Annotated in this window: 24 protein-coding genes, 1 tRNA gene and 1 pseudogene; 14 read left to right on the forward strand and 12 right to left on the reverse strand. The window is 70.8% G+C overall.

The window, feature by feature from the left end:
* Nucleotides 1–17: 17 nt before the first annotated feature.
* Nucleotides 18–572 (reverse strand): hypothetical protein, encoded by a 555-nt coding sequence (locus PYR72_RS30345; protein ID WP_275458226.1) that lies wholly within the window; start codon nt 570–572, stop codon nt 18–20.
* Between the two features lie 132 nt (nt 573–704).
* Between PYR72_RS30345 and PYR72_RS30350 the strand changes: the two genes are divergently transcribed.
* From PYR72_RS30350 to PYR72_RS30380, 7 genes are all read left to right on the forward strand, one after another.
* Entirely contained in the window at nt 705–1409 is a 705-nt protein-coding gene (locus PYR72_RS30350) for a response regulator transcription factor (protein WP_275458227.1), read from the forward strand.
* Nucleotides 1406–2890, forward strand: coding sequence for a HAMP domain-containing sensor histidine kinase (locus tag PYR72_RS30355; protein ID WP_275458228.1), 1485 nt, complete (start codon nt 1406–1408; stop codon nt 2888–2890). Before PYR72_RS30350 ends, PYR72_RS30355 begins: the two co-directional genes overlap by 4 nt.
* Nucleotides 2891–3092: 202 nt before the next feature.
* Nucleotides 3093–4403, forward strand: a complete 1311-nt coding sequence (locus tag PYR72_RS30360; protein ID WP_275458229.1) for an extracellular solute-binding protein — start codon at nt 3093–3095, stop codon at nt 4401–4403.
* 48 nt (nt 4404–4451) lie between these two features.
* Entirely contained in the window at nt 4452–5450 is a 999-nt protein-coding gene (locus PYR72_RS30365) for a sugar ABC transporter permease (RefSeq protein ID WP_275458230.1), read from the forward strand.
* Nucleotides 5447–6352 (forward strand): carbohydrate ABC transporter permease, encoded by a 906-nt coding sequence (locus PYR72_RS30370; protein WP_275458231.1) that lies wholly within the window; start codon nt 5447–5449, stop codon nt 6350–6352. Before PYR72_RS30365 ends, PYR72_RS30370 begins: the two co-directional genes overlap by 4 nt.
* 27 nt (nt 6353–6379) lie before the next feature.
* Nucleotides 6380–7702, forward strand: coding sequence for a glycoside hydrolase family 36 protein (locus tag PYR72_RS30375; protein WP_275458232.1), 1323 nt, complete (start codon nt 6380–6382; stop codon nt 7700–7702).
* Entirely contained in the window at nt 7699–9717 is a 2019-nt protein-coding gene (locus tag PYR72_RS30380) for a beta-galactosidase (protein WP_275458233.1), read from the forward strand. The genes PYR72_RS30375 and PYR72_RS30380 overlap by 4 nt, the downstream gene beginning before the upstream one ends.
* 83 nt (nt 9718–9800) lie before the next feature.
* On the opposite strand, the gene PYR72_RS30385 is transcribed toward PYR72_RS30380, so the two are convergent.
* The 5 genes from PYR72_RS30385 to PYR72_RS30405 form a co-directional block, all read right to left on the reverse strand.
* Nucleotides 9801–10247 carry an NUDIX domain-containing protein gene (locus PYR72_RS30385; RefSeq protein WP_275458234.1) on the reverse strand — a complete coding sequence of 149 codons (447 nt, stop codon included), beginning with the start codon at nt 10245–10247 and terminating at the stop codon, nt 9801–9803.
* A gap of 144 nt (nt 10248–10391) precedes the next feature.
* Complete coding sequence (locus PYR72_RS30390) at nt 10392–11834, reverse strand: GH1 family beta-glucosidase (RefSeq protein ID WP_275458235.1); 1443 nt, start codon at nt 11832–11834, stop codon at nt 10392–10394.
* Between the two features lie 145 nt (nt 11835–11979).
* Nucleotides 11980–12897: a carbohydrate ABC transporter permease gene (locus tag PYR72_RS30395; protein ID WP_275458236.1), complete on the reverse strand. Its 918-nt coding sequence runs from the start codon at nt 12895–12897 to the stop codon at nt 11980–11982.
* 10 nt (nt 12898–12907) lie between these two features.
* On the reverse strand, nt 12908–13912 hold the full coding sequence (locus PYR72_RS30400; RefSeq protein WP_275458237.1) for a sugar ABC transporter permease: 1005 nt from the start codon (nt 13910–13912) through the stop codon (nt 12908–12910).
* 5 nt (nt 13913–13917) lie between these two features.
* Nucleotides 13918–15282: an extracellular solute-binding protein gene (locus PYR72_RS30405; RefSeq protein WP_275458238.1), complete on the reverse strand. Its 1365-nt coding sequence runs from the start codon at nt 15280–15282 to the stop codon at nt 13918–13920.
* Nucleotides 15283–15909: 627 nt separating this feature from the next.
* Between PYR72_RS30405 and PYR72_RS30410 the strand changes: the two genes are divergently transcribed.
* From PYR72_RS30410 to PYR72_RS42995, 3 genes and pseudogenes are all read left to right on the forward strand, one after another.
* Nucleotides 15910–16965: a LacI family DNA-binding transcriptional regulator gene (locus PYR72_RS30410; protein ID WP_275460566.1), complete on the forward strand. Its 1056-nt coding sequence runs from the start codon at nt 15910–15912 to the stop codon at nt 16963–16965.
* A gap of 59 nt (nt 16966–17024) precedes the next feature.
* Nucleotides 17025–17204, forward strand: coding sequence for a type II toxin-antitoxin system VapB family antitoxin (locus PYR72_RS30415; protein ID WP_275458239.1), 180 nt, complete (start codon nt 17025–17027; stop codon nt 17202–17204).
* Nucleotides 17201–17500 (forward strand): annotated as a pseudogene (locus PYR72_RS42995) (VapC toxin family PIN domain ribonuclease); the annotation flags it as partial. The gene PYR72_RS30415 and the pseudogene PYR72_RS42995, both read left to right, overlap by 4 nt.
* On the opposite strand, the gene PYR72_RS30420 reads toward PYR72_RS42995, so the two are convergent.
* A complete protein-coding gene (locus PYR72_RS30420; RefSeq protein WP_275458240.1) occupies nt 17499–18056 on the reverse strand; it encodes a hypothetical protein in 558 nt (185 codons plus the stop codon). The pseudogene PYR72_RS42995 and the gene PYR72_RS30420 sit on opposite strands and share 2 nt — an antisense overlap.
* A 31-nt stretch (nt 18057–18087) precedes the next feature.
* Nucleotides 18088–18360 carry a GntR family transcriptional regulator gene (locus PYR72_RS30425; protein WP_275458241.1) on the reverse strand — a complete coding sequence of 91 codons (273 nt, stop codon included), beginning with the start codon at nt 18358–18360 and terminating at the stop codon, nt 18088–18090.
* Nucleotides 18361–18525: 165 nt separating this feature from the next.
* Between PYR72_RS30425 and PYR72_RS30430 the strand changes: the two genes are divergently transcribed.
* The 3 genes from PYR72_RS30430 to PYR72_RS30440 are packed head-to-tail and all read left to right on the forward strand — an operon-like array spanning nt 18526 to nt 19873.
* Nucleotides 18526–18813 (forward strand): hypothetical protein, encoded by a 288-nt coding sequence (locus tag PYR72_RS30430; RefSeq protein WP_275458242.1) that lies wholly within the window; start codon nt 18526–18528, stop codon nt 18811–18813.
* 41 nt (nt 18814–18854) lie between these two features.
* Nucleotides 18855–19067, forward strand: a complete 213-nt coding sequence (locus PYR72_RS30435) for a hypothetical protein (protein WP_275460683.1) — start codon at nt 18855–18857, stop codon at nt 19065–19067.
* The gene (locus tag PYR72_RS30440; RefSeq protein WP_275458243.1) at nt 19064–19873 is read left to right on the forward strand and encodes a serine/threonine protein kinase; all 810 of its coding nucleotides are present in this window, start codon (nt 19064–19066) and stop codon (nt 19871–19873) included. The genes PYR72_RS30435 and PYR72_RS30440 overlap by 4 nt, the downstream gene beginning before the upstream one ends.
* A 53-nt stretch (nt 19874–19926) precedes the next feature.
* Here PYR72_RS30440 and PYR72_RS30445 read toward each other — a convergent pair.
* From PYR72_RS30445 to PYR72_RS30460, 4 genes are all read right to left on the reverse strand, one after another.
* A tRNA-His gene (locus PYR72_RS30445) sits at nt 19927–19999 on the reverse strand.
* A gap of 128 nt (nt 20000–20127) precedes the next feature.
* On the reverse strand, nt 20128–20730 hold the full coding sequence (orn, locus tag PYR72_RS30450; protein ID WP_275458244.1) for an oligoribonuclease: 603 nt from the start codon (nt 20728–20730) through the stop codon (nt 20128–20130).
* Between the two features lie 103 nt (nt 20731–20833).
* Nucleotides 20834–22057, reverse strand: coding sequence for a helix-turn-helix domain-containing protein (locus tag PYR72_RS30455; RefSeq protein ID WP_275458245.1), 1224 nt, complete (start codon nt 22055–22057; stop codon nt 20834–20836).
* Between the two features lie 378 nt (nt 22058–22435).
* A complete protein-coding gene (locus PYR72_RS30460) occupies nt 22436–22903 on the reverse strand; it encodes a hypothetical protein (RefSeq protein ID WP_275458246.1) in 468 nt (155 codons plus the stop codon).
* 365 nt (nt 22904–23268) lie between these two features.
* On the opposite strand from PYR72_RS30460, the gene PYR72_RS30465 reads away from it, so the two are divergent.
* Nucleotides 23269–23799 carry a universal stress protein gene (locus tag PYR72_RS30465; protein WP_013003378.1) on the forward strand — a complete coding sequence of 177 codons (531 nt, stop codon included), beginning with the start codon at nt 23269–23271 and terminating at the stop codon, nt 23797–23799.
* The last annotated feature ends 296 nt before the right edge of the window (nt 23800–24095 follow it).

Here is a 24095-nt window from a genome sequence, read left to right on the forward strand (position 1 = left end):
GAGGGCGGCGCCCCTCCTCAGAAGTTCTGCACGTCCACCCGGGGCGCGCTGTCGTGCCAGGTGCAGAACACCGACACCCGGTCCGCGCCGGCGGCGAAGTCGACCCGGATCCACGTCTCCGTCTTCCACACCTGCATCGACCAGCCCGAACCGGGCGTCGCCGACACGAGGGTCGCGTAGTCCTCGGCGAGCGAGAGGACCACCCGGCCGCCCTCGGTGTCGTACGCCTTCACCCGGCCCGAGCCGGACGGGGCGGCCGGGGTGCCGGTGCCCGGACCGGGGCTCGGCTTCGCGGACCCCGGCTGCTTCGAGGGGGTGGGGGACGGCTCGTCCGCCTCCTTCCGCGCCGGAGGCTCCGTGCTCGTCGAGGGCTCGGGAGGGGCCGTCGTGGTGGCGGGCGCCGTGGCGCCCCGGTCCCGGGCGTCGGCGGCCGTGACGGGCAGGGCACGGGGCGGGTCGTAGGCCGTACCGGCCAGCACCGTGTGGACGCCCCACCACGTCACCGTGACCGCCGCGCCCGTGGCGAGCAGCCAGGCCAGTACGTGTAGGAGTCCTCTGCGCATCGCGGCCATACTGCCCCACGCGCCCCGGCGGTGTCGTGGGACCGGGGGCGCCGGTCCGGCCCCGGGCCTTCTCGCGGGCCTGCCGCGTGAGTTGTCCACAGGCTCCGGCCGGGCTCCTCCGCATGGCGTACGGTGCGGCGCATGGCAAGTGTGCTCGTGGTCGAGGACGACCCGTTCGTGCGCTCGGCGCTGATCAGGCATCTGACGGACGCCGCACACACCGTGCGCAGCGTCGGTACGGCCCTGGAGGCACTGCGCGAGGTCGCGCACGTCCGGTTCGACGTGGTCGTCCTCGACCTCGGGCTCCCCGACCTCGACGGCTCGGAGGCGCTGAAGATGCTGCGCGGCATCACGGACGTCCCCGTGATCATCGCCACCGCGCGGGACGACGAGGCCGAGATCGTCCGCCTGCTGAACGCGGGCGCGGACGACTATCTGACCAAGCCGTTCTCGGTCGAGCACCTGTCCGCCCGGATGGCGGCCGTCCTGCGCCGCTCCCGCGCCTACGCCGGCGAGGCGCCCCCCTCCCCGGTCCTCCGGGTCGGCGGCCTCGCGATCGACCCGCTGCGCCGCCGGGCCGAGCTGGACGGGGTACCGCTCGACCTCACCCGGCGGGAGTTCGACCTGCTGGCGTTCCTGGCCGGGCGCCCCGGTGTGGTCGTCGCACGCAGGGAGCTGCTGACCGAGGTGTGGCAGCAGTCGTACGGGGACGACCAGACCATCGACGTGCATCTGTCGTGGCTGCGGAGGAAGTTGGGAGAGACGGCGGCGCGACCGCGTTATCTGCACACGCTGCGCGGGGTCGGTGTGAAGCTGGAACCGCCGGGGGCGGGGCCCCGGCCATGAGGTGGGCCCTGGTCAAGGTGTGCCTGGCGGTGACGGCGATGGTCGTGGTGGCCTTCGCGGTGCCGCTCGGGCTGGTCGTCAAGGAGCTGGCGCGGGACCGGGCCTTCTCCGGCGCCGAGCGGGAGGCGGCCGCGATCGCCCCGGCGCTCTCCATCACCACCGACCGGGAGCAGTTGGAGCGGGTCCTCGCCTCGGTCGGGTCCGACGACGGGATGGCGGTGCACCTGCCGGCGGGCGCGGGGAGTCCCGCGCTCGACGTGGGCCGGCAGCGGGCGTCCGACCGGGACGTCGCGGCCGTGCGGAAGCTGGGCCGGGCCTCCACCACCAGGGTGCCCGGTGGGTCCACGCTGCTGCAGCCCACCGCGGTCGGTTCCGGTGCGACAGCGGTCGTGGAGGTGTACGTGCCCGACGCGGAGGTGGGCCGGGGGCTCGCCACGGCGTGGGCGGTGCTCGCCGGGGTGGGCGCCCTGCTGATCGTCGGCTCGGTGGCCGTGGCGGACCGGCTCGGGGTGCGGATGGTCCGGCCCGCGCGGCGGCTGGTGCGCAGCGCGCGGGAACTGGGGGAGGGGCAACTGGGCGCGCGGGTGCCGGAGGAGGGGCCGAAGGAGCTGCGGCTGGCGGCGGCGGCGTTCAACGCGATGGCCGACCAGGTGGTGCAACTGCTGGCGAACGAGCGGGAGTTGGCGGCCGACCTGTCGCACCGGCTGCGGACACCGCTGACCGTGCTGCGGCTCAACGCGGCCTCGCTCGGCGACGGACCGGCCGCCGAGCAGACGCGGGCGGCGGTGGAGCAGTTGGAGCGCGAGGTCGACACGATCATCCGTACCGCGCGGGAGGCCAAGCCGCGGACGGCGCCGGCGGGGCCCGGCGCCGGGTGCGACGCGGCCGAGGTGGTCCGGGAGCGGATGGGGTTCTGGTCGGCGCTCGCGGAGGACGAGGGGCGCGTCTGGCGGGTGGCGGGGGCCGAGCGCCCGGTCCGCACGCCCGTCGCCCGCGCCGACCTGGCCGCCGCCCTGGACGCCCTGCTCGGCAACGTCTTCCGGCACACGGCGCAGGGCACGGCCTTCGCGGTGGACGTCCACCACGCCGAGGACGCGGTGATCGTCCTGGTCTCCGACGCGGGGCCCGGCATCGCCGATCCGGAGGCCGCCATGGCCCGGGGGCGCGGCTCCGGCAGCGACGGCTCGACGGGGCTCGGCCTGGACATCGTGCGCAGGCTCGCCGAGTCGACCGGCGGTGACGTCCGCCTCGGGGCGTCGGTGCTGGGCGGCACCGAGGTGCGGATCCGGCTCCAGCTCGACGGGGGCGGGTCCGCGGGCGGCGGCAGGCCGCCGTCCCGGCGGGGACGCGGGGGAGTGGGGATACGCCGGCGCAAACACTTCGGGGCGGCGTCCGCCCGGGCCGGGGACGGCGGCGGCCGGCCGTGGTGGGCGATCTTGCGCGGTCGCGGTGCCCCCCGGGGAGGGCCCTCCGGGATGTGAGGTGGCTCACGTATGTGTCGGTCACGTTTCGACATCCAGGGATTACGTTTCAACAAAGGGGGACAAGAAGTCTTGACGCATGACATGACATAGAGCTGTTATGGCGGCCACCGATGTTCGGTCGAGTTGGTTTCTGATTGTTTTCGATCAGTCACCGGCGAGGGCCATTGAGACCGAACGACCTGTCCCCAGGGAGCCGTACATGCACCTCACACCTTCCGGTCTCTCCGTCCCCGGCCCGAGCCGCCGCAGCGTGCTGCGCGGCGTCGGCGGGGCGGTGGCGCTCGGCGCCGGCGTTCCCCTGCTCAGCGCCTGCGGCGGCAGTGGCAGCTCGGCCGGTGACTCGAAGACCGTCTCGCTCGGCTCCAACGCGTCGGACGCGGTGCCGAAGAAGGCGTTCGCCGAGATCTACGCGGCGTTCAAGAAGAAGTCCGGGATCACGGTCGACGTGAACACCAAGGACCACAACACGTTCCAGGAGCAGATCAACTCCTACCTGCAGGGCACGCCGGACGACGTGTTCCACTGGTTCGCGGGCTACCGCATGCAGTTCTTCGCCGCCAAGGGGCTCGCCAGCCCGATCGACGACGTGTGGGACAAGATCTCGGGCAACTTCCCCGAGGCGATGCAGAAGCTCAGCAAGGGCGCGGACGGCAAGTTCTACTTCGTGCCGCTGTACACGTACCCCTGGGCGCTCTTCTACCGCAAGAGCGTCTTCCAGGAGAAGGGCTACGAGGTTCCCACCACATGGGACCAGCTGATGGCCCTGTGCAAGCAGATGCAGAAGGACAAGCTCGTCCCCATCGCCTTCGGCGACAAGGACGCGTGGCCGGCGATGGGCACCTTCGACCAGCTCAACTTCCGCACCAACGGCTACGACTTCCACGTCGAGCTGATGTCGGGCAAGGCGTCCTGGACCGACGCCAAGGTCCGCAAGGTCTTCGACCACTGGACCGAGCTGCTCCCGTACCACCAGGAGGGCGCCGGCGGGCGTACCTGGCAGGACGCCGCGCAGACCCTGGTGTCGAAGAAGGCGGGCATGTACCTGCTGGGCACCTTCGTGGGCCAGCAGTTCAGCAACAAGGCCGACCTCGACGACCTCGACTTCTTCGCCTTCCCGGAGATCGACCCGGCGTACGGCCAGGACACCGTCGAGGCCCCCACCGACGGCTACATGCTGAGCAAGGCCCCGAAGAACAAGGCCGGCGCGGTCAAGCTGCTGGAGTTCCTCGGCACCCCCGAGGCGGAGCAGATCTACCTCAAGGCCGACCCGAACGTCGTGGCCGCCTCCACCAAGGCCGACACCTCCTCGTACTCCGCCCTGCAGAAGAAGGCGTACGAGATGATCTCCGGCGCCAAGAGCCTCACCCAGTTCATGGACCGCGACAGCCGCCCCGACTTCACCTCCACGGTGATGCAGCCGGCGCTGCAGAAGTTCATCCGCGACCCCAAGGGCGTCGACAGCCTGCTCTCGTCCATCGAGCGTCAGAAGAAGACGATCTTCGCGTCCTGACGACCGTCCCGACGATCGACCGTCCTCACGACTGGATGACCTCCTGACATGACGACCACTCCCACCGAGAGCCCGGAGGCGGCCACGCCGCCTCCGGGCTCCGGCCCTGCCGCGAAAAGCGCACAGAACGGGAAGTCCGCGAAGGTGCCCACGGGGCACCGGCGGCTCCTCACCCGCCGGGACAGGCTCACCCTGGGCCTGATGGCGGGCCTGCCGACCTTCCTGCACGTCGCCCTCGTCTGGGTGACGGCCTTCGCCTCGATCGCGCTGGCCTTCACCACCTGGGACGGCATCGGCTTCGGCTCCATCAAGTGGGTCGGGCTGCACAACTTCCAGGAACTGTTCACCAACAACCCGCAGTTCTGGCCCGCCGTCGAACACAACGTCATCTGGTTCGTGGCGCTCATCCTGATCCCCACACCGCTGGGCCTGTTCCTGGCCGTGCAGCTGGACAAGAACATCCGGTTCAGCCGCGTCTACCAGACCGCGTTCTTCCTGCCCGTCGTGATGTCCCTGGCGGTCATCGGCTTCGTCTGGCAGCTGATCTACAACCCCGACACGGGCCTGATCAACAGCCTCATCGGTGCCAACGAACCCGGCCACTACATCGACTGGATCGGCGACCCGGACCTCAACCTCTGGGCCATCCTCATCGCCGCGTCCTGGCGGCATGCCGGCTACATGATGATCCTGTACCTGGCCGGCCTGAAGGGCGTCGACCCGTCCCTGCGCGAGGCCTCCGCGCTCGACGGCGCCAACGAGTGGCAGACGTTCAAGAACGTCATCTTCCCGACCCTGCGCCCGACGAACACCGTCGTCCTGGTCGTCACCATCATCGAGGCCCTGCGCGCCTTCGACCTCGTCTTCGTCTTCAACAAGGGCGCCGAGGGCACGGAACTGCTGTCGATCCTCGTCACCAACAACATCATCGGAGAGTCCAGCCGTATCGGATACGGATCGGCGATCGCCGTCGTCCTCCTGGTGATCTCCCTCGTCGTGATCATCCCGTATCTGATCGCGACCTTCCGGAAGGAGCGGCGCGCATGAGCACCACCGTCGACACGACCGCCGCGATCGCCGTCCCCAAGGAGCGTGCGCCGCTGCGCCCCGCCCGGGTCCTCCTGCACGTCTTCCTCGCCGGTATGGCACTGGCGTGGCTGGCGCCCCTGCTGTGGGCCCTGTACTCCGCCATGCGTCCGTACGGCGAGACCAGCGAGAAGGGCTACGTCTCGTGGCCCGACACGCTGAACTTCGACAACTTCACGAACGCGTTCACACAGTCGGGCATGACGCACTACTTCGTGAACACCCTCGTCGTCGCCGTCCCGGCGGTGCTGTTGACGCTGTTCCTGTCGTCGATGGTGGCGTTCTACGTCAGTCGCTTCGACTTCCGCGTCAACCTCTTCCTGCTCCTGGTCTTCACGGCGGGCAACCTGCTCCCGCAGCAGGTCATCATCACCCCGCTGTACCGCCTGTACCTGCTCATCGACCTGCCCGGCATCACGATGAGCGGCAAGCTGTACGACTCCGCGCTCGGTCTGGTCCTCATCCACGTGGCCTTCCAGTCCGGGTTCTGCGCCTTCGTGCTGAGCAACTACATGCGCTCCCTGCCGCACGAGCTGACCGAGGCCGCCCTCGTCGACGGCGCCTCGGTGTGGCGCCTGTACTGGCAGATCGTGCTGCCGCTGTGCAAGCCCGCCATGGCCGCCCTCGCCACGTTGCTGTCCATCTGGATCTACAACGACTTCTTCTGGGCGCTCGTGCTGATCTCCACCGGCGAGAACATGCCGATCACCTCGGCGCTGAACAACCTCTCCGGCCAGTACTTCACCGACCCCAACCTGGTCGCCGCCGGTGCCCTGCTCACCGCGATCCCGACGCTGATCGTGTACTTCGCACTCCAGCGCCAGTTCGTCAGCGGCCTCACCCTGGGCGCCAACAAGGGCTGACCGGCCACTTCTGAGAGAGAACCCTTCGTGCACCACCCCTTCACCCACGTGGTCTCCGTGCCCGTGGACACCCGTACGGCACGCGTCCACGAGGAGGGCTGGCAGTCCTGGAGCCCCAGTGGCGCCTACGCCCTCGACGCGGCCCCGTACCGCCCGACCGGCGACAACCGGGCGACGGTCTGCTACCGCCCGGGTGTCACGGTCCCGGCCGGCACCTTCCAGGGGGAGGGCCTGCTGGCCCTCGACCCGGGCGACGGCACACCGGTCCGCCTCTGGGCCGCACCCGACCCCGTCCACCAGGTCCCCTCGATCCGTCTGACGGTCAGGGACCAGGTCGCCGAGGTGACCTCCGACGGCCCGGTGAAGGAGTGGACCGGCACGGACATCCAGGCGGTGCTGGGCGAGTGGGCGGCGGGCCTCGGCCTCGCGGCCCCCCGCCCGGCCCCCACCGTCTGGTGCTCCTGGTACGAGTACTTCACCTCCGTCACCGAGGACGACATCCACGAGAACCTCCGTGCGATGGACACCCTCGACCTCCCGATCGACGTCGTGCAGATCGACGACGGCTACCAGAAGGCCCTCGGCGACTGGCTCACCCTCTCCGGCCGCTTCCGCTCCCGCGCGGGCATCGCCGGCACCATCCGGGCCCGGGGCCGCCGCGCCGGCATCTGGACGGCACCCTTCCTCGTCGACCCGTCGAGCACCCTGGCCGCCGGACACCCCGAGTGGCTGGTGCGCGACGAGGACGGCGGCCCCACCCACGCCGGCCACAACTGGGGCCACGACCTGTACGCCCTCGACACCACGCACCCCGGGGCGGCGGCGTACCTCACCGAGGTCTTCACCACCCTGCGCGCCGAGGGCTACGACTACTTCAAGACCGACTTCCTCTACGCGGGCGCGCTGGACGGCGTACGGCACACCGGAGTGGACGCCCTCACGGCGTACCGCCAGGGCGTCGAGCTGATCCGCGACGCGATCGGCCCCGACGCCTACCTGCTGGGCTGCGGGGCGCCGATCCTGCCGTCCCTCGGCCTGTTCGACGCCATGCGGGTCAGCCCGGACACGGCTCCGCACCGCCGCCCCGAGGCGGACGACTTCAGCCAGCCCGGCCAGGACCCGGCCGAGTTCACCGGCGCCGGCCGCCAGTGGCAGCACGGCCGCCTCTGGATCAACGACCCCGACTGTCTGATGGCCCGTCCCGCCGTCGAGACACGCGAGCGCTGGGCGGCGCACGTCGAGGCGACCGGGGGCCTGACGGCCTCCAGCGACCGCCTGCTCTCACTGGACACCTGGGGCGTGGACACCACACGCCGACTGCTGACGAAGGGCGCGGAGGCCACCGAATGAAGCGCGAACTGAAGGTCCCCGGCATCGCCTACGGCGGGGACTACAACCCCGAGCAGTGGCCCGAGGAGGTCTGGGCCGAGGACGTACGCCTCATGCGCGAGGCGGGCGTGAACATGGTCAGCGTCAACATCTTCGCGTGGGCGCTGATCGAGCCGCGCGAGGGCGAGTACGACTTCTCCCGCCTCGACAGGATCCTCGCCCTGCTCCACGAGAACGGCATCGCCGCCGACCTGGCGACGCCGACGGCCGCCCCGCCGGCCTGGTTCTTCGTCAAGCACCCGGAGGCCCTGCCGGTCGACAAGGACGGCCGCACCCTCTCCTACGGCAGCCGGCAGACCTTCTGCCCCTCCAGCCCCGCCTACCGCGAGGCCGCCCTGCGGATCGCCCGCGTGCTGGGCGAGCGGTACGCCGACCACCCGGCCGTCGTGATGTGGCACATCCACAACGAGTACGGCTGCCACAACGGCGAGTGCCACTGCGACACCAGCGCCGCCGCCTTCCGGGTCTGGCTGCGCGAGAAGTACGAGGACGACCTGGCGGCGCTCAACCACGCCTGGGGCACGACGTTCTGGAGCCAGTGGTACTACGACTGGGACGAGATCATCCCGCCCCGGCCGACCGGCGCGGTCCCGAACCCGACCCACCAGCTGGACTGGCGCCGCTTCTGCAGCGACGCGCTGCTGTCGCTGTACAAGGCCGAGCGCGAGGTGCTGCTGGAGGCGGCCCCCGCGACCCCGGCCACCACCAACTTCATGGTGATGTTCAACTTCGACAGGCTCGACTACTGGCGCTGGGCACCCGAGCTGGACATCGTCTCCAACGACCACTACCTCCGGTCGACGGACCCCGAGTCCGAGATCGACATCGCGCTCAGCGGCGACCTGGTGCGCTCGCTGGGCGGCGGGAGCCCGTGGCTGCTGATGGAGCACTCCACCGGCGCGGTCAACTGGCAGCCCGTCAACCGGGCCAAGACGGCCGGAGAGCTGCGCCGCAACGCCCTGTCCCACGTGGCCCGGGGCGCCGACGGCATCGCCTACTTCCAGTGGCGGGCCGCCAAGGCGGGCGCCGAGCAGTGGCACTCGGCGATGCTCCCGCACGCGGGCACGGACAGTCAGATCTGGCGGGACGTGGTCCGACTGGGCGCGGATCTGCGGGCGTTGGCGGAGGTGCGGGGCAGCGAAGGCGTCGCCGAGGTCGCCGTCGTCTGGGACTGGAGCGCCTGGTGGGCGGTGGAACTGCCGTCCCAGCCGAGCGGCGAACTCCGCTTCCAGGACCTGGTCCGCGCCTGGTACGAGCCGCTGTGGCGGGCCGGCGTGGCGGTGGACTTCGTCCGCCCCGACGCGGACCTCTCCTCGTACAAGCTGGTGCTGGCGCCGAGCCTGTACCTGGTGGACGACGCGGGCGCGGCGAACCTCACCGGTTTCGCGGAGGCCGGCGGCACGCTGGCCGTCGGCTTCCACAGCGGCGCGGTGGACGAGAACTGCCATGTCCGGCTGGGCGGTTACCCGGGCGCGTTCCGCGACGCGCTCGGCGTGCGCACGGACGAGCTGTTCCCGCTGCTCCCGGGGGAGTCGGTGGGCCTGAGCGACGGCGGTACGGCCGGACTGTGGTCGGAGCGGGTCGCCCTGGCGGGCGCCGAGGCGGTGACCTCGTACACCTCCGGCCCCCTGACCGGGGTCCCGGCCGTCACCCGTCACACCCACGGCACGGGCACCGCCTGGTACGTCGCCACCCGCCCGGACCCGACGACCCTGGCCTCCCTGCTGGCCCGTATCGCCGAGGACGCGGGCGTGGCGTCGGTCCGCCCGACCCCCGAGGGCGTCGAGGCGGCCCTGCGCCGGGGCCCGGACGCGGACTACCTCTTCCTGATCAACCACGGCGGCACCGACGCCGAGGTCACGGTCTCCGCGGACGCGTCCGAGCTGCTGACGGGCAAGAGGATCGCCACGACCGACGGCTCGACGACCGTGTCGGTACCGGCCGGGGACGTGGCGGTGGTGCGGGAACCCCGCTGAGGACACCGCTCACGAAGGCATCGGGCCGCGACTCCTCCGGGGGCCGCGGCCCGTCCCCGTGGCCCATGGCCCGTGGCCCGTGGTCATGCTTCCCAGTCGTGCAGGGACAGCCGCGGCCCGCCGGTGAGATACCCGCGCAGCGCGGCGAAGTCGCCCTCGACGAAATCGTCGGGGAGCGCGCCGGTGTCGGTCCAGCGGACCTGGGCGTGCTTGTGGGGTTCCCGGTTCTCCAGCTCGCCGCTCCACTCGTGGGTGGCGAAGACGACGGTCAGGAAGCCGTCCGGTGCCTCGACGCCCCGGGCCGCGTGCACGAGGTGCACGACCTCCAGCGCCTCGGACTTCACGGTCAGCCCGGTCTCCTCGTACAGCTCGCGCACGGCGGTCCGGGTGATCGGCTCCCCGGGCTCGCTCTTGCCGATCGGCAGATGCCATCTCCCTCGCGCGAAGCGCGCGTTCTCGCCCCGCTGGAGGAGCACGACCCGCCCCGCGTCCCGGTCGTGCACGATGACGGCGGCGACCAGCAACGTCATGAGACCCGTCCCTTCGTAGGCCGCTAGCATGCCCCAGGGAGCTCTGACCACCCACGCCCGGGGCGCGGCGCTTCCCCTATGTGCGCCGCGCCCCGGGCCCCCGTTCCCCCCAGGGGGCTCCCCCGCCCCCCGCTCCATGGCCGGTTACGCCGGTGCCGGCGCCAGCGGCGGGAGGGCGCCCGTCCTGGCCGCCTGGGCGTACCAGTGCGCGCTCGACTTCGGTGTGCGGGTCAGGGTCGCGTAGTCGACGTACACCGCGCCGAAGCGCTTGCCGTAGCCGTACGCCCACTCGAAGTTGTCCATCAGGGACCACAGGTAGTACCCGCGCACGTCCGCCCCCTCGGCGATCGCGCGCCGGACCGCCCGCAGGTGGCCGTGGAGATAGGCGATGCGCTCGGGGTCGTGGACACGGCCGTCCGCGTCCATCTTGTCGTCGTACGCGGCCCCGTTCTCCGTCACGTACATCGGCAGGCCCGGGGCCTCCCGCGCGTACCGCATGATCAGCTCGTGCAGGCCCGTCGGGTCGATGGTCCAGCCCATCTCCGTACGCTCGCCCGGGGTCTGGTGGAACAGGACGTCGTCCGCGGCCGGCCACGGCGAGTGCTCGCTCGCCCCGTGGCCGTCCGCGCGGGGCCCCTCCATGTCGGCGTCCGCCGCGCCGACCAGCGCCGGCGTGTAGTAGTTCAGCCCCAGCGCGTCCAGCGGCTGATGGGCCGTCGCCACGTCACCGTCCCGCACGAACGACCAGTCCGTCAGCGACGAGGTCGCGGCGAACAGGGTCTCCGGGTACGCCCCGTGCAGCATCGGTCCGTGGAAGACGCCGTTCGCGAGGTCGTCGATCTTCCGGGCGGCGGCCCGGTCCTCCGGGGAGCTGGTGATCGGCCGTACCACCGAGGAGTTGAGGCTCACCGCGATCGAGTTGCGGGCGGGCATCGCCGACCGCAGCGCCGAGACGCCGAGACCGTGCGCCACGTTCAGGTGGTGGGCCGCGCGCAGCGACGCCACCGGGTCCGTACGGCCCGGCGCGTGCACCCCGGAGCCGTAGCCCAGGAACGCGGTGCACCAGGGCTCGTTGAGGGTGATCCACTGCTCGACCCGGTCGCCGAGCGCCTCGCCCATGATCCGCGCGTACTCGGCGAAGCGGTGCACGATGTCCCGCTCGGGCCAGCCGCCGGCGTCCTCCAGCTCCTGCGGGAGGTCCCAGTGGTAGAGGGTGACGGCGGGCTTGATGCCCTTGGCCAGCAGCTCGTCGACCAGCCGCCGGTAGAAGTCGAGCCCCTTCTGGACGGCCGGACCCCGCCCCGTCGGCTGCACCCGCGACCAGGAGACGGAGAAGCGGTACGCGTTGAGGCCCAGGTCCGCCATCATCGCCACGTCGTCGCGGTAGCGGTGGTAGTGGTCGACAGCGATGTCACCGTTGTCGCCGCCGGCGGTCTTGCCCGGCGTGTGACTGAAGGTGTCCCAGATGGAGGGCGTACGGCCGTCCTCCCGCACCGCCCCCTCGATCTGGTACGCGGAGGTGGCCGCGCCCCAGAGGAAGGCGGGAGGAAAGGTCACCGGGGTGGCCGGGTTCACGGGTTCAGGCATGGAAGCGCTCCCATTGGTGGTCGTGTCGACCGACGGAGGTGGGTGGGGGGAGTGGTGCACGCGCGAAGGCGAGGGCGAAGGGCGGGGGTCGAGGCGGCGGTGACCCGACCCCCGGTGAGAAGACGTACGGCGGCGAACCGGGGCCTCAGCCCTTCACCGCGCCCTGCATGATGCCGCCCACGATCTGCTTGCCGAAGATCGCGAAGACCAGCAGCAGCGGTAGCGTGCTGAGCAGCGCGCCCGCCATGATCAGGGCCTGGTCGGGGGTGTAGCCGCGGCCCAGGCCGGCCACCGCGACCTGCACGGTCGGGTTGCCCAGCTGGGTCAGGACGAGGAACGGCCACAGGAAGTCGTTCCAGGTCTGCACGAACATCAGCATGCCCAGGACGGCCATCGCGGGCCGCGCGGCCGGGAACACCACGTGCCAGACCACCCGCCAGCTGCTCGCGCCGTCGACGCGGGCCGCCTCGATGATCTCGTCCGGCAGGGCCTGGAGCAGGTACTGCCGCATGAAGAACACGCCGAACGCGCTGACCAGCGAGGGCAGGATCACCGCCTGGAGCTGGTCGGTCCAGTCGAGTTTGGCGACCATCATGTAGAGCGGGATCACCTGGAGCTGCGGCGGCACCATCATGGTGCCGATCACGATCAGCATCATGGCGCCCCGGCCCTTGAAGCGCAGCTTGGCGAAGGCGAACCCGGCGATCGTCGACAGGAAGACGATGGTCAGCGACGAAATGCCGGCCACGAGCGTGGTGTTGAGGAACGCCTCGCCCAGATTGGCGTCGTTCCAGGCCACTTCGAGCTTGTCGAAGAGGTTCGCGCCGAACCAGAACGGTGGCGGGGTGTCCGCCAGCCGCGCGTTGTCGCGGGAGGCGGCGACCGCCGTCCAGAACAGCGGGAACACCGAGACCAGGGTGAACACGATGAGGATGAGGTACGCGACGGGCCCGGCGTGGTGCTGCCCGCCCGCCCGCGCGGCCCTCAGTCCGCGCTTGCGTCGCCCGTTCTTCGGCGGCTCCGGCACCGCGTCGGCCGGAGGTTTGGTGAGTGTCGTCGTCACGGCCGGTCTCCTAACTACTGGCGCGCAGCCGGCGCGAGATGACGTAGTTGATGATTCCGACCACGATGAGGATCAGGAACATCGTCCAGGCGATCGCCGAGGCGCGGCCCAGGTGCTGGTTCACCCAGCCCTGCTCGTACAGGTACAGGCCCAGCGTCTGGAACTGGTGCTGAGGACCGCCGGACGCGCCCTTGTTGGCGTCGAACAGCAGGGGCTCGGCGAAGAGCTGCGAGGCGCCGATGGTCGACACGACGACGGTGAACAGGATCGTCGGGCGCAGTGACGGCAGCGTCACATGGATGAACTGCTTCCAGCGGCTGGCGCCGTCAAGGGCCGCCGACTCGTACAGGTCCTGCGGGATCGCCTGCATCGCGGCGAGGTAGATCAGTGCGTTGTAGCCGGTCCAGCGCCAGATGACGATGGTCGACACGGCGATCTTCGAGAACCATGTGTCGTTCTGCCAGTCGATGGCGTCGAACCCGATCAGACCGAGGAACCAGTTGATCATTCCGTAGTCGCGGCCGAAGAGCAGTACGAAGACGAGCGTGGCGGCTGCGATCGACGTGGCGTACGGGGCGAGCATCACGACCCGGTAGAAGGTCGAGGCGCGAAGCTTGTAGTTGAGGATGTGCGCGATGCCCAGCGCCATCATCAACTGCGGGACGGTCGAGATGATCCCGATGATCAGCGTGTTCTTCGCCGCGTTCCAGAAGAACTCGTCGTCGAAGATCCGGGTGTAGTTGCGCAGCCCCGCCCAGCTCATGTCGGTGGGGGCGGTCAGCTCCACGGTGTGCAGCGAGGCCCAGCCGGTGTAGAGCAGCGGGAACAGGCCGAACGCGACGAACAGCAGGAAGAAGGGGGAGACGAAGGTGTACGGGCTCCAGCGCACGTCCCGCTGCCAGCGGCGGGACAGCCGGGCCCGGCGACGCTCCTCGCTCGCGGACTCCGCGGGCGGGCGGGCCGGGGCCGCGCCCCCCTTCACGGGGGGCGCGGCGGTGTCGGGCCTTGTGGGCATACCGGTCACTTGTCCAGTGCGTTGTCGATGGTCTTGACGGCGTTCTTCCAGGCCTCCGAGGCCGACTTGCCCTGGGTCACCAGGATCACGCCGTTGTCGGTCAGGCCCTGCTGGATGATCTGGTCCTTCGGGCCGATCGTCTGGACCGGGATGTTCTTGGCGGCCTCGGCGAAGATCGTGCCGATCGGCGCGTCACCGGTCATGTCGTTCTTCGCGTCCTTCACCGCGGCCGAGTCGTAGGCGGCCGGGGTGCTGGGGAAGCTGCCCTGTACGGCGAAGAGCTTCGCCTGCTGCTCCGGCGCGGTCAACCAGGCGGCCAGCTTCGCGGCCTCCTCGGCGTTCTTGCCGTTCTTGGGCACCGAGAGGAAGGAGCCGCCCCAGTTGCCGGACTTCGGCGCCTGGGCGATGTCCCACTTGCCGGCCGCCTCGGGCTTCGACTTGCCCTTGATGTAGCCGAGCATCCACGGCGGGCAGGACATCGCGGCGAACTTGCCGTTGGCGATCGTGGTGTCCCACGCCGGCTGGAACTGGGTCTGGTTCCCGACCAGCCCGGCCTTGGCGGCCTTGGCCGTGAGGTCGAACGCGGACTTCACCGCCGGGTTCGTCTTGTAGATGACCTCGCCCGAGGCGTCGTAGAAGCGGTCCTTCTCACTGCTCAGGATCGCCTGCAGCAGACCGCCGGGGGAGTCCAGGAAGGTGGTGCCCTTGGGCGCCTTCTTCTTGTACTGGTTGCCGGCGTCGACGAACTTGTCCCAGCTGCCGGTCCACAGCTTGCCGACCTCCTCGCGGTCGGAGGGCAGACCGGCGGCCTCGAAGAGGTCCTTGCGGTAGCAGATGGCCATCGGGCCGACGTCGGTGCCCAGCGCGATGGTCTGGCCGCCGGAGGTGGTGCCCTGGCTCCACTTCCAGGGCAGGTAGTCGCTCTCCTTGCCGTACTTCGACAGGTCGAGCAGCTTGTCGGACTGGGTTCCGACGATCTCGGCGATGTTGCCGACCTCGACCATCTGGATGTCCTGGAGGCCGCTGCCGGTGGTCAGGTGGTTGAGGAGCGCGGGGTAGTAGTTCTCGTTCCGCTCCACGACGGTCTGCTGGATGTCGATGTCCGGGTGGAGCTTCTCGTACTCCTTGTACAGACCGGACTCCTCGAAGCCCGCGGTGCCGAAGAGGCCCAGCGTGATCTTGGTCTTGCCACCGCCGCCGCCGTCCGACGAGCCGCCTTCCTCGTCCTTGCCGTCGTCGGCACAGCCGGCCAGCAGCCCTGCGCCCAGCGCGGCGACGGCCGCGATGACCACCGTCTTGCGCGTCCTGCGGGCGATTCGGCTGCCCCCGCCCGACTGGAGCCGGGAGTGCGGGAGGGTACGTGCTCGCATTGCGTCCTCCTGATGCCCTGACGTGCCGACCCCCCGGCCAACTGCGTTGTTGGGCCCTGTTGTTCATGCTGCGGCTCGGGCGGGGAACGTGCGGGATGTGTAAGTGCCAGGTACTGTGGGAGCGCTCCCACGAGTGATGTGTTGAAGAGTCGTCGGTTCGTGCGGGGGTGTCAAGGGAGCGAGCGCGGAGAGATGTCTTCGGTTATCGGGCTGTTAACTAACCCGGTGCCCTCGGCCGGGCATGCCCGAAATCGGCCGGGTCGGTCCGCGAGAGGCTTCGTAGATCGGCGGGAAAGGTCCGGGCGCGGGGTGTTCGGGCAGGTACGGGCGTGAGGGCCGGCGGTGACGGCCGCCTCCGGGCCCCGTTCCGGTTCCGTACCGGACTGCCGGGTTCCGGGGCGGCCGCACTGTTGGACTCGTGTAACCAGCCGCCGACGGCTGACCGGTGGCCGGCCGGTGTCCGGCCAGGCCGGGCGGTCGGCGGGGGAGCGGGGGCACGAGCCGGGGCGCGAACCGGGCCGGTGTCGGCGGCGGTGCCGTGACCCGGCCGAGTACGTCCTGTACGTCGTACGAGGATCAGGACTGTTAGATTCCACGCCAGCGCGGTAGTGACGGGAGACGACCATGGTGGCAGGCCACGGGGCACGGGGCCGGAGCGGTGGGCGGCCGACGCTGGAGGAGGTCGCCGCACGGGCCGGGGTGGGCCGGGGGACGGTCTCCCGGGTGATCAACGGCTCGCCCCGGGTGAGCGACGCGACCCGCGCGGCGGTCGAGGCGGCCGTCGCGGAGCTGGGTTACGTCCCGAACACGGCGGCCCGCGCGCTCGCGGCGAACCGTACCGACGCGATCGCGATGGTCGTGCCCGAACCGGAGACCCGCTTCTTCTCGGAGCCGTACTTCTCCGACATCCTCAAGGGTGTCGGAGCGCAACTGTCCGACACGGAGATGCAGCTCCTGCTGATCTTCGCGGGCAGCGACCGGGAGCGCCGGCGCCTCGCCCAGTACCTGGCCGCGCACCGCGTCGACGGTGTCCTCCTGGTCTCCGTCCACGCGGACGACCCGCTCCCCGATCTGCTGTCGCAACTGGAAATCCCGGCCGTCATCAGCGGCCCCCGCTCGGAGCACGAGACACTCCCCTCGGTCGACTCCGACAACTACGGCGGCGGCCGCTCGGCGGTCGAGCACCTCATCGCACGCGGGTGCGCCCGGATCGCCACGATCACCGGCCGTCTGGACGTCTACGGCGCCCAGCGGCGCATCGAGGGCTACCGCGACGCCCTGGAGGACGCGGGCCGCGAGGTCGACGAGCGTCTGATCGCCCCCGGTGACTTCACGGAGGAGGGCGGCCGCAGGGCGATGCGCGAACTCCTGGCCCGCTGCCCGGACCTCGACGCGGTCTTCGCCGAGTCGGACGTCATGGCCGCCGGCGCCCGCCAGGTGCTCCGCGAGGAGGGCCGCCGCATACCCGACGACGTGGCGCTGGTCGGCTACGACGACTCGGCGATCGCCCGCCACATGGACCCGCCGCTCACCAGCGTCCGCCAGCCGATAGAGGAGATGGGCCGCGCGATGATCGACCTCCTCCTGGACGAGATCGCGGACCGCCGCCCGGCGGTGTCGAGGGGCTTGGAACGACGCCAGGTGGTGCTGCCTACGGAGCTGGTGGAGCGGGATTCTTCCTGAGTGCGGGCGATGTTGGTGAAGTGCGCTTCCTGTGTAGGGCCGGCATGGAGGTGAAGCCGATGACGGTGACCCAGATCGACCTGGACGACGAAGCGCTCGCCGAAGCGGACTATGTCGCGCGCGTCAGGAGGCTGGAGGCAGCGGAGAGACTTGCCGCGCGTGGTGAGCGTGGTGAGTTCGACGCGGCCGCGGCGGCGTACAGCGAAGCCAAGCGGGCGCGCCGGGCAGCCTTCGAGTGATCACATACCTTCTCGACACCTCGGCTCTGTAGCACCTCTTCCGGACGCCTTGAGCGCCGCACGCGTGGGACGGTCACGTTTTCGCCGGGGCCTTCTTCGTGTGCGAACCCACGCGGGCCGAGTTCCTCCACTCCGCCACGGGACCCGCCCATCGGGACGAACTGGCGGAGGAGCTGGACGCCCTGTGTCACCTCTCGCCGGTTCCGAAGAACGCGTGGCGTTGGGTCGACCCAGCGCAGTACAAGCTGACCCAGTACGGACAGCACCGGGCCGCAGGTGCCGTTGACCTGCTGGTCATGTCCCGCGGGGCAGGCGGCCCAGCACGATACGGAGCCTCTCCCGCCCTGCCATGACGCTCGCGTCCCAGAGACCTGAGGCGTCACCGCTCAGCGAGAAGGACTGGAGCCGTCGTTCCTCGGCAACCAGGCCGGCACCCGGCACGTTCTGGTCCAGCATCCCCATCGCGGTGAGCGCCGCATGACCGCAGGACACCGCGTCATCGGGGCTTCCCGACCCGTGGGCCGACAAGGCATGCCGCAGGCAGAGGACGGCGAAGAAGGCGTAGGTGTCGGCGACACCGGTGATCCCCTCCTCGTCCGGCCGAAGCTCGGGAAACCGCTCCAGCAGGCGTACACGCTCGGCGGCTTCCGTGAGCGGCCGGTCGACGTACCAGAGATCGCGCACGGACTCCGCGTAGAAGTCCAGGTCGGCTTCCCGTCCCGTGTCTCCCGCCCGCAGACCCATGAACAAGGGCGCCATGCGTTCGGTGCAGGCGGACACATACAGGCGAACCGCCTCACCGCCACCGTTGCGAAGCGCCTCCGCCACGGCCTCGTCCACGCAGGTTTTCACGCCCCACCCTCGTCCGATGTCCCGTCGGGCGTCAGCCCGCGGAGTCGCCGTCGTCGGCTGACTGTGCGGCCGCGCGCTCGATGACGAACGAGCCCTTGCCGCGCACAGTGACGATCAGGCCGCGCTGACTCAAAAGCTGGAGTGCGGACCGTGCGGTCGGGCGCGAAACGCTGAATTCGTCGCAGAGGGCTGCCTCGGAGGGCACCCTGCGGCGGGGCGGATACGTGCCGTCCGCGATGCGCGCGCTGAGTATGGCGGCGATCTGTTCGTACAGCGGCTCAGGTCCTTCGAGGTCGACAGTCATATGCCGACCCTATTTGACCTGCGACGATGCCTAACGGTATGTGGAGTCACATGACATCACCTGACAACACCTTACAAGTGGCGTAATCTCTCGACATGCAAAGACCCCGGCGAGGTTGTGCGACCTCCCGGGGCATGGCCACCAGCTTCGAAGGAGCTGACGACAGTGCGCATTATCCACGCGTTCCTGCGGTGGGCGCTGGGCGTCTTCGCCCCCGGCACGGGCAGGCGCCGCCTGACCGGCCACCGCCCCGCCCCTCAGCACCGCGGAAGTCCCCGGAACCGGCCCCTACCGCTGCCGCAGGCGCTCCCGGCCCCGCGGTCCCCCTACGGCCTCCACGGACCGCTCGACGGCACCGCCACCGTCATGGTCCGGCCGTACGTCGTCCAGTCCGAGCGGGAACAGTCGCGGCGGCGGCCCGCCCTGGCGCTCGCGGCGGAGGCGGTGGCCTGATGAGCGGCTGCGAACCTCCTTGCCGCCCCGACCCGCCGGACGTGAGCCTCGGTGACACCGTCCGGGACGCGGGGAGTGGGCGGATCGGCAGGGTGATGGGCTTCGTCGGCCCGTACGTCCAACTGCGGCCGGTCGGCGGCGGCCGGGAGTGGGACGCTTTGCTGGAGGGCCTCAGACCGGCGACCCGGTCCGAGGCGCTGAGGGAAGGCGTCGCCCGGAGCAACGCGCGGTCGAGAGGGGAGCGTTTGCAGTGACTCACCCGCTGTTGGACGTCGACCGGGTCGAGGAGCCCCTGGGGGCGTACCTGGCCCGGATCGGCGACGTCTTCCGGGTGTTCGGGAAGCAGGACTCGGGGTGCAGGGCCTACGGCGTGCGGCTGCCGGACCGCGGGGAGCGGTGGTTCGTGAAGACGGCGGTCGCCGCCGTGGGCCGGCGGTCGCTGGAGCGGGCCTGGGAGTTCCACCGGGCCGTACGGCACCCGGCGATCGTCCCGCAGATGCACCGGATCGCGCTGCGGGACGGGCCGGCCGTGGTCATGCCGTGGCTGGACGGCGAGGTGCTCTACGACCCGGCCGAGCGCGGCAGAGGGGACCGTACGCGCCCCGGCAGCCCGATGACCCGCTTCCGCTCGCTGCCCGTCGACCGGATCGAGGCGGCCTTCGCCCGTGTCCTCGACGCCCATCTCGCCGTCGAGGCCGCCGGGTACGTTGCCGTGGATCTCTACGACGGGGCCCTGCTGTACGACTTCGCGGCGGGCGAGATGCGGCTGATCGACCTCGACGAGTACCGGCCGGGCCCCTTCGTGCTGGAAGCCGACCGCCTACCGGGGTCGGCCCGGTTCATGGCACCGGAGGAGTTCGAGCGCGGCGCGACGATCGACATCCGGACCACCGTCCACGCGCTGGGCCGCACGGCCCGCCTGCTGCTGGACGCGGGCGACGAGGAACACGCCTGGCGGGGCACGGCGGCCCGCCTGGCCGTCCTGAAGCGGGCCACGCACCCCGATCCCGGCGAACGCTTCACGGGGGTGAGGGAGTTCGCGAACGCCTGGCGAGGCTGAGACACACGAACGAGCCCCGAACCGGTTTCCCGGATCGGGGCTCGTTCCTTCAGGGTGAGTGACGGGACTCGAACCCGCGGCATCCTGGACCACAACCAGGTGCTCTACCAGCTGAGCTACACCCACCATGACCGGCGGTTCATCCGAAGGTTTCACCGACCGGCCGAGAAAAAGTGTACAGGGTCCGAAGGGGTGCCCGCGCACACGTTTCGGTGGGGGCGTTCGGGGGCCCGGAGGGGCCCCGGTGGACGGGGTTACGTCGCGGGCAGGACGTGCTTCGCGGCGATCGTGCGGGCCGTGTCCGAGTCGGGGCCGGGCTGCGGGACGAAGATCGCCTCGCGGTAGTAGCGCAGCTCGGCGATGGACTCGCGGATGTCGGCGAGGGCCCGGTGGTTGCCGTTCTTCTCGGGGCTGTTGAAGTACGCCCGCGGATACCAGCGGCGGGCCAGCTCCTTGACGGAGGAGACGTCCACGATGCGGTAGTGGAGGTGGCCCTCCAGCGTCGGCATGTCCCGGAGGAGGAACCCGCGGTCCGTGCCCACCGTGTTGCCGCACAGCGGGGCCTTGCGCGGTTCCTTCACGTGCTCGCGCACGTAGGCCAGGACCTGCGCCTCGGCGTCGGCGAGGGTCGTGCCGCCGGCCAGGGCGTCGAGCAGGCCGGACGCGGTGTGCATCTCGCGCACCACCTCCGGCATCGTCTCCAGCGCCGCGTCCGGCGGACGGATGACGATGTCGACGCCGTCGCCGAGCACGTTCAGCTCGGAGTCGGTGACGAGGGCGGCCACCTCGATGAGCGCGTCGTCGGACAGCGAGAGGCCGGTCATCTCGCAGTCGATCCACACCATGCGATCGTTCATGTGTCTCACCTTACGACCCGTGACAGCCGTACGGCCCGGTCCTGCACCAGGGTGATCACGGGGTGATCGGGTGCGGGACCGGGCCGTACGGGCCCGACCGGTGCTACGGCGCGCTGCGCTGGCCCGGCAGCCGGCCGGTCGCGTACAGCTCCGGCTTGGCGCCCTCCGCGGAGAGGGACGCCGACGGCGCCAGGGCGCTCGCCGCGGCCGTGCGGCGGGCCTGGAGCGGCACCGGGGCGTGCTCCGGCGACATCGCCGGCCCCGGGACGCCGTGCGGCCCGTCATGGTGGTCGCTGTGCTTCTCGCCCTGGGGACGACGGGCACGGTAGGCCGCCCGGTACGCCGCCGGGGACGACCCCAGCTGCCGCCGGAAGTGCCCGCGCAGCGCCACCGGCGAACGGAAGCCGCACCGCCCGGCGACCTCGTCCACCGAGTAGTCCGACGTCTCCAGCAGACGCTGTGCCTGCAGCACGCGCTGAGTGATCAGCCACTGCAGGGGAGCGCTCCCGGTGAGCGAACGGAACCGGCGGTCGAACGTCCGACGGCTCATGTACGCGCGTGCCGCCAGCGTCTCCACGTCGAACTGCTCGTGGAGGTGCTCCAGCGCCCAGGCGACGACCTCGGCCAGCGGGTCGGCGCCGATCTCCTCGGGTAAAGACCGATCGAGGTAGCGCTCCTGGCCGCCCGATCGACGAGGTGGCACGACGAGACGCCGGGCCAGGGCCCCTGCCGCCTCGTTGCCGTGATCCGTCCGCACGATGTGCAGACAGAGATCGATTCCGGCCGCGGTCCCGGCCGATGTCAGTACGTCACCGTCGTCCACGAAGAGTTCTCGTGGGTCGACGTGGACGGACGGATAGCGCTTGGCCAGCGTCGGCGCGTACATCCAGTGCGTCGTCGCGGGTCTGCCGTCCAGCAGTCCGGCGGCGGCCAGCACGAACGCGCCGGTGCACAGCCCGACGATGCGGGCACCCTCCTCGTGCGCTCGGCGCAGTGCGTCGAGCGCCTCCTCCGGCGGCGGCGAGGTGATCGAACGCCATGCGGGCACGACCACCGTGCCCGCACGCGAGATCGCCTCGAGGCCGTTCGGTGCGGTGAGTTCCAGGCCCCCCGTGGTCCGCAGCGGGCCGTCCTCACCCGCGCACACCAGCAGGCGGTAGCGCGGTACGCCGGCGTCCTGGCGGTCGATCCCGAACACCGACAGTGGTATGGAACTCTCGAAGATGGGGCCGCCGCTGAACAGCAGCACCGCGACGATCTCCTTGCGGCGTCGCCCGGACAGCTTCCGGGCCGCGGCTTCCGGCGCGGCGGTGGAGTCCTGGCTCATACTGCTAAGCCCCCCTCGGTGGTCGCGGCTCCTCGGTTGTGTCGCTCCTGCACGTTTCCCCTTGGTCCTGCACGAGTCCCCCGCCGTAAGACAGTCATGATCGAATCTACTGTGTCCCGTGGTGCCGGCGTGACCAGATCGCCAACCGGCACATTGTCGACATGGCAACTTGGCGTAAAGCATTCGATCACGAAGCGTTGCACTCGTGGGGCGTGCAGGGAAGTACGCCTCGTCCCCGTGGCCGGTCCACGTAGGGTGCGCGCGGCCCCTGGACCCCTTTCGGTGCAGGTCGAACGGGGGGTGGGGGGGTGTTCGACCAAGGAACACCCAGGTAACCGAAGTTGGCTGAAAAGATACGGGGGTGTGCGCGGAAACCGGTCAGTCGACCGGCGCACTCGGGCCGGGGTTCCGTCCGCCTCTGTGCGCCCCGGGAGCGGGGCGTCCGTGGCGGCCGCGCTGGGGGGTGCGATCTTCGGCCACCGGATCGGCGGGGGCCGCCGGAGGGTGTGCGGCGTTCTCCCGGGCCGCGCGGGCCGCGCCGCGTTCGGACTGGCGCAGGAGGACGCGGCAGACGCCGGTGACCGCGGCCAGGCCCAGGGCCGCGCCCGTGGCGCCGGCGAGGGAGGTGCCGTACCAGACGAGGACGACCGGCACGAGGACGCAGCTGAAGGCCGCCCAGCGCACCACGTCCGTGGCGGTGTCGGCGCAGTGGGGTGCGGACGACGCCGCGGGTGAGGGCGTGGGTGAGGGCGGGGACTGGGGGGCGCGTCCGGGGGAGTGCGGCCGGGGCGGGGGGACCTCGTCGGACTCGGGGGCGGACCGAGGCGCGGTGCGGTGCGCGGACACTGCGGGCTCCCTCCTGGCTCCCACGGGGACGGCTTACGGGGGTTCAACGCGTGTTCGAGCCGTCGGTCACTGGTACCGGGTGATCGGGTTGCCGCGGGGGCCGGGATCCACGCGCCGGCGACGGTGCCGGATCGGGGCGGGCCGGATGAACCGGCTGTACGTGGCAGCAACCATTGCGTTACGGGGCGGTGCTCGTGCATGCTCCCTGGAACCCCGCGCAGCCGGTGCGGGATCTGGGCGAAGGAGGCGTGCGGTCGTACCCTTGGGGGTATGGGCTGGGGAAGATGTTTCCCGGACACGGCTCCGCCGCACACTGACGTCCCCTACACGTCGTCCCACACGAGGATCCAAACGCCGAGACACCCATGGCCGGTCAAGAATTCTTCGAATCCGCGGACCGCGAGCGGCGGCCCGTCGCCGATCAGACGGCGGCCGAGCCCCTTGCGGCGGAAGAGGCACGTCCCTCCTGTGATCCCGCGTTCAAGCACGGTGTCGTCGTCGGCTTCGACGGTTCGACCTCCAGTGAACGCGCTCTCGCGTACGCCATCGGCATGGCCCGCCGCTCCGGCTCGGGCCTGATCATCGTGCATGTCGCCAACCGGCTGCCCACGACCGTGTGGGCCGGCTGCGAGCCGCCCGTGTTCGTCGACGTCCCCGACCACCGGACCGAGGTCCTCGGCCTGGAACTGGCCTGCGCCGACTATCTCGCCGAAGTGCCCTGGATCCTCGTCGAGCGGGGCGGCGACATCTGCCACGAACTCGAAGAGGTGGGGCGGGAGTACGAGGCCGACGCGATCGTCGTCGGGTCCACGCACGGGATCGTCGGGCGGATCTTCGGATCCGTCGCGGGCCGGCTCGCCAAGCGGGCGCAGCGGCCGGTCATCGTCATTCCCTGAGTTCTCTGAGTCCCCTGAGTCCCCCCTCAGTTCCCTGAATTCCCCGAGAGCCCCGAGTTCCCCGACTGGTTCGGAAACGCGGAAGTCTACTGGCGCGTAGGGGTGTTTGTGTCCTTGTGAAGGGCATAACCCGCGTGATGCCTGACGGAGTGGTGTGACGGCCACGGGTAGTTGGCAGCGTGCGCCGGGGAGTTGGGCGACCCCGGCGTCATCGAACGGACCCCCTTGTGATGGGTGCCATCACGCGGGGGTCCGTCTTCGTCGTGCGGCCGGTGCGATCCGCCCGGCCCGTACGG

It is taken from the genome of Streptomyces sp. VNUA24, from assembly GCF_029167005.1.
GTDB lineage: Bacteria > Actinomycetota > Actinomycetes > Streptomycetales > Streptomycetaceae > Streptomyces > Streptomyces scabiei.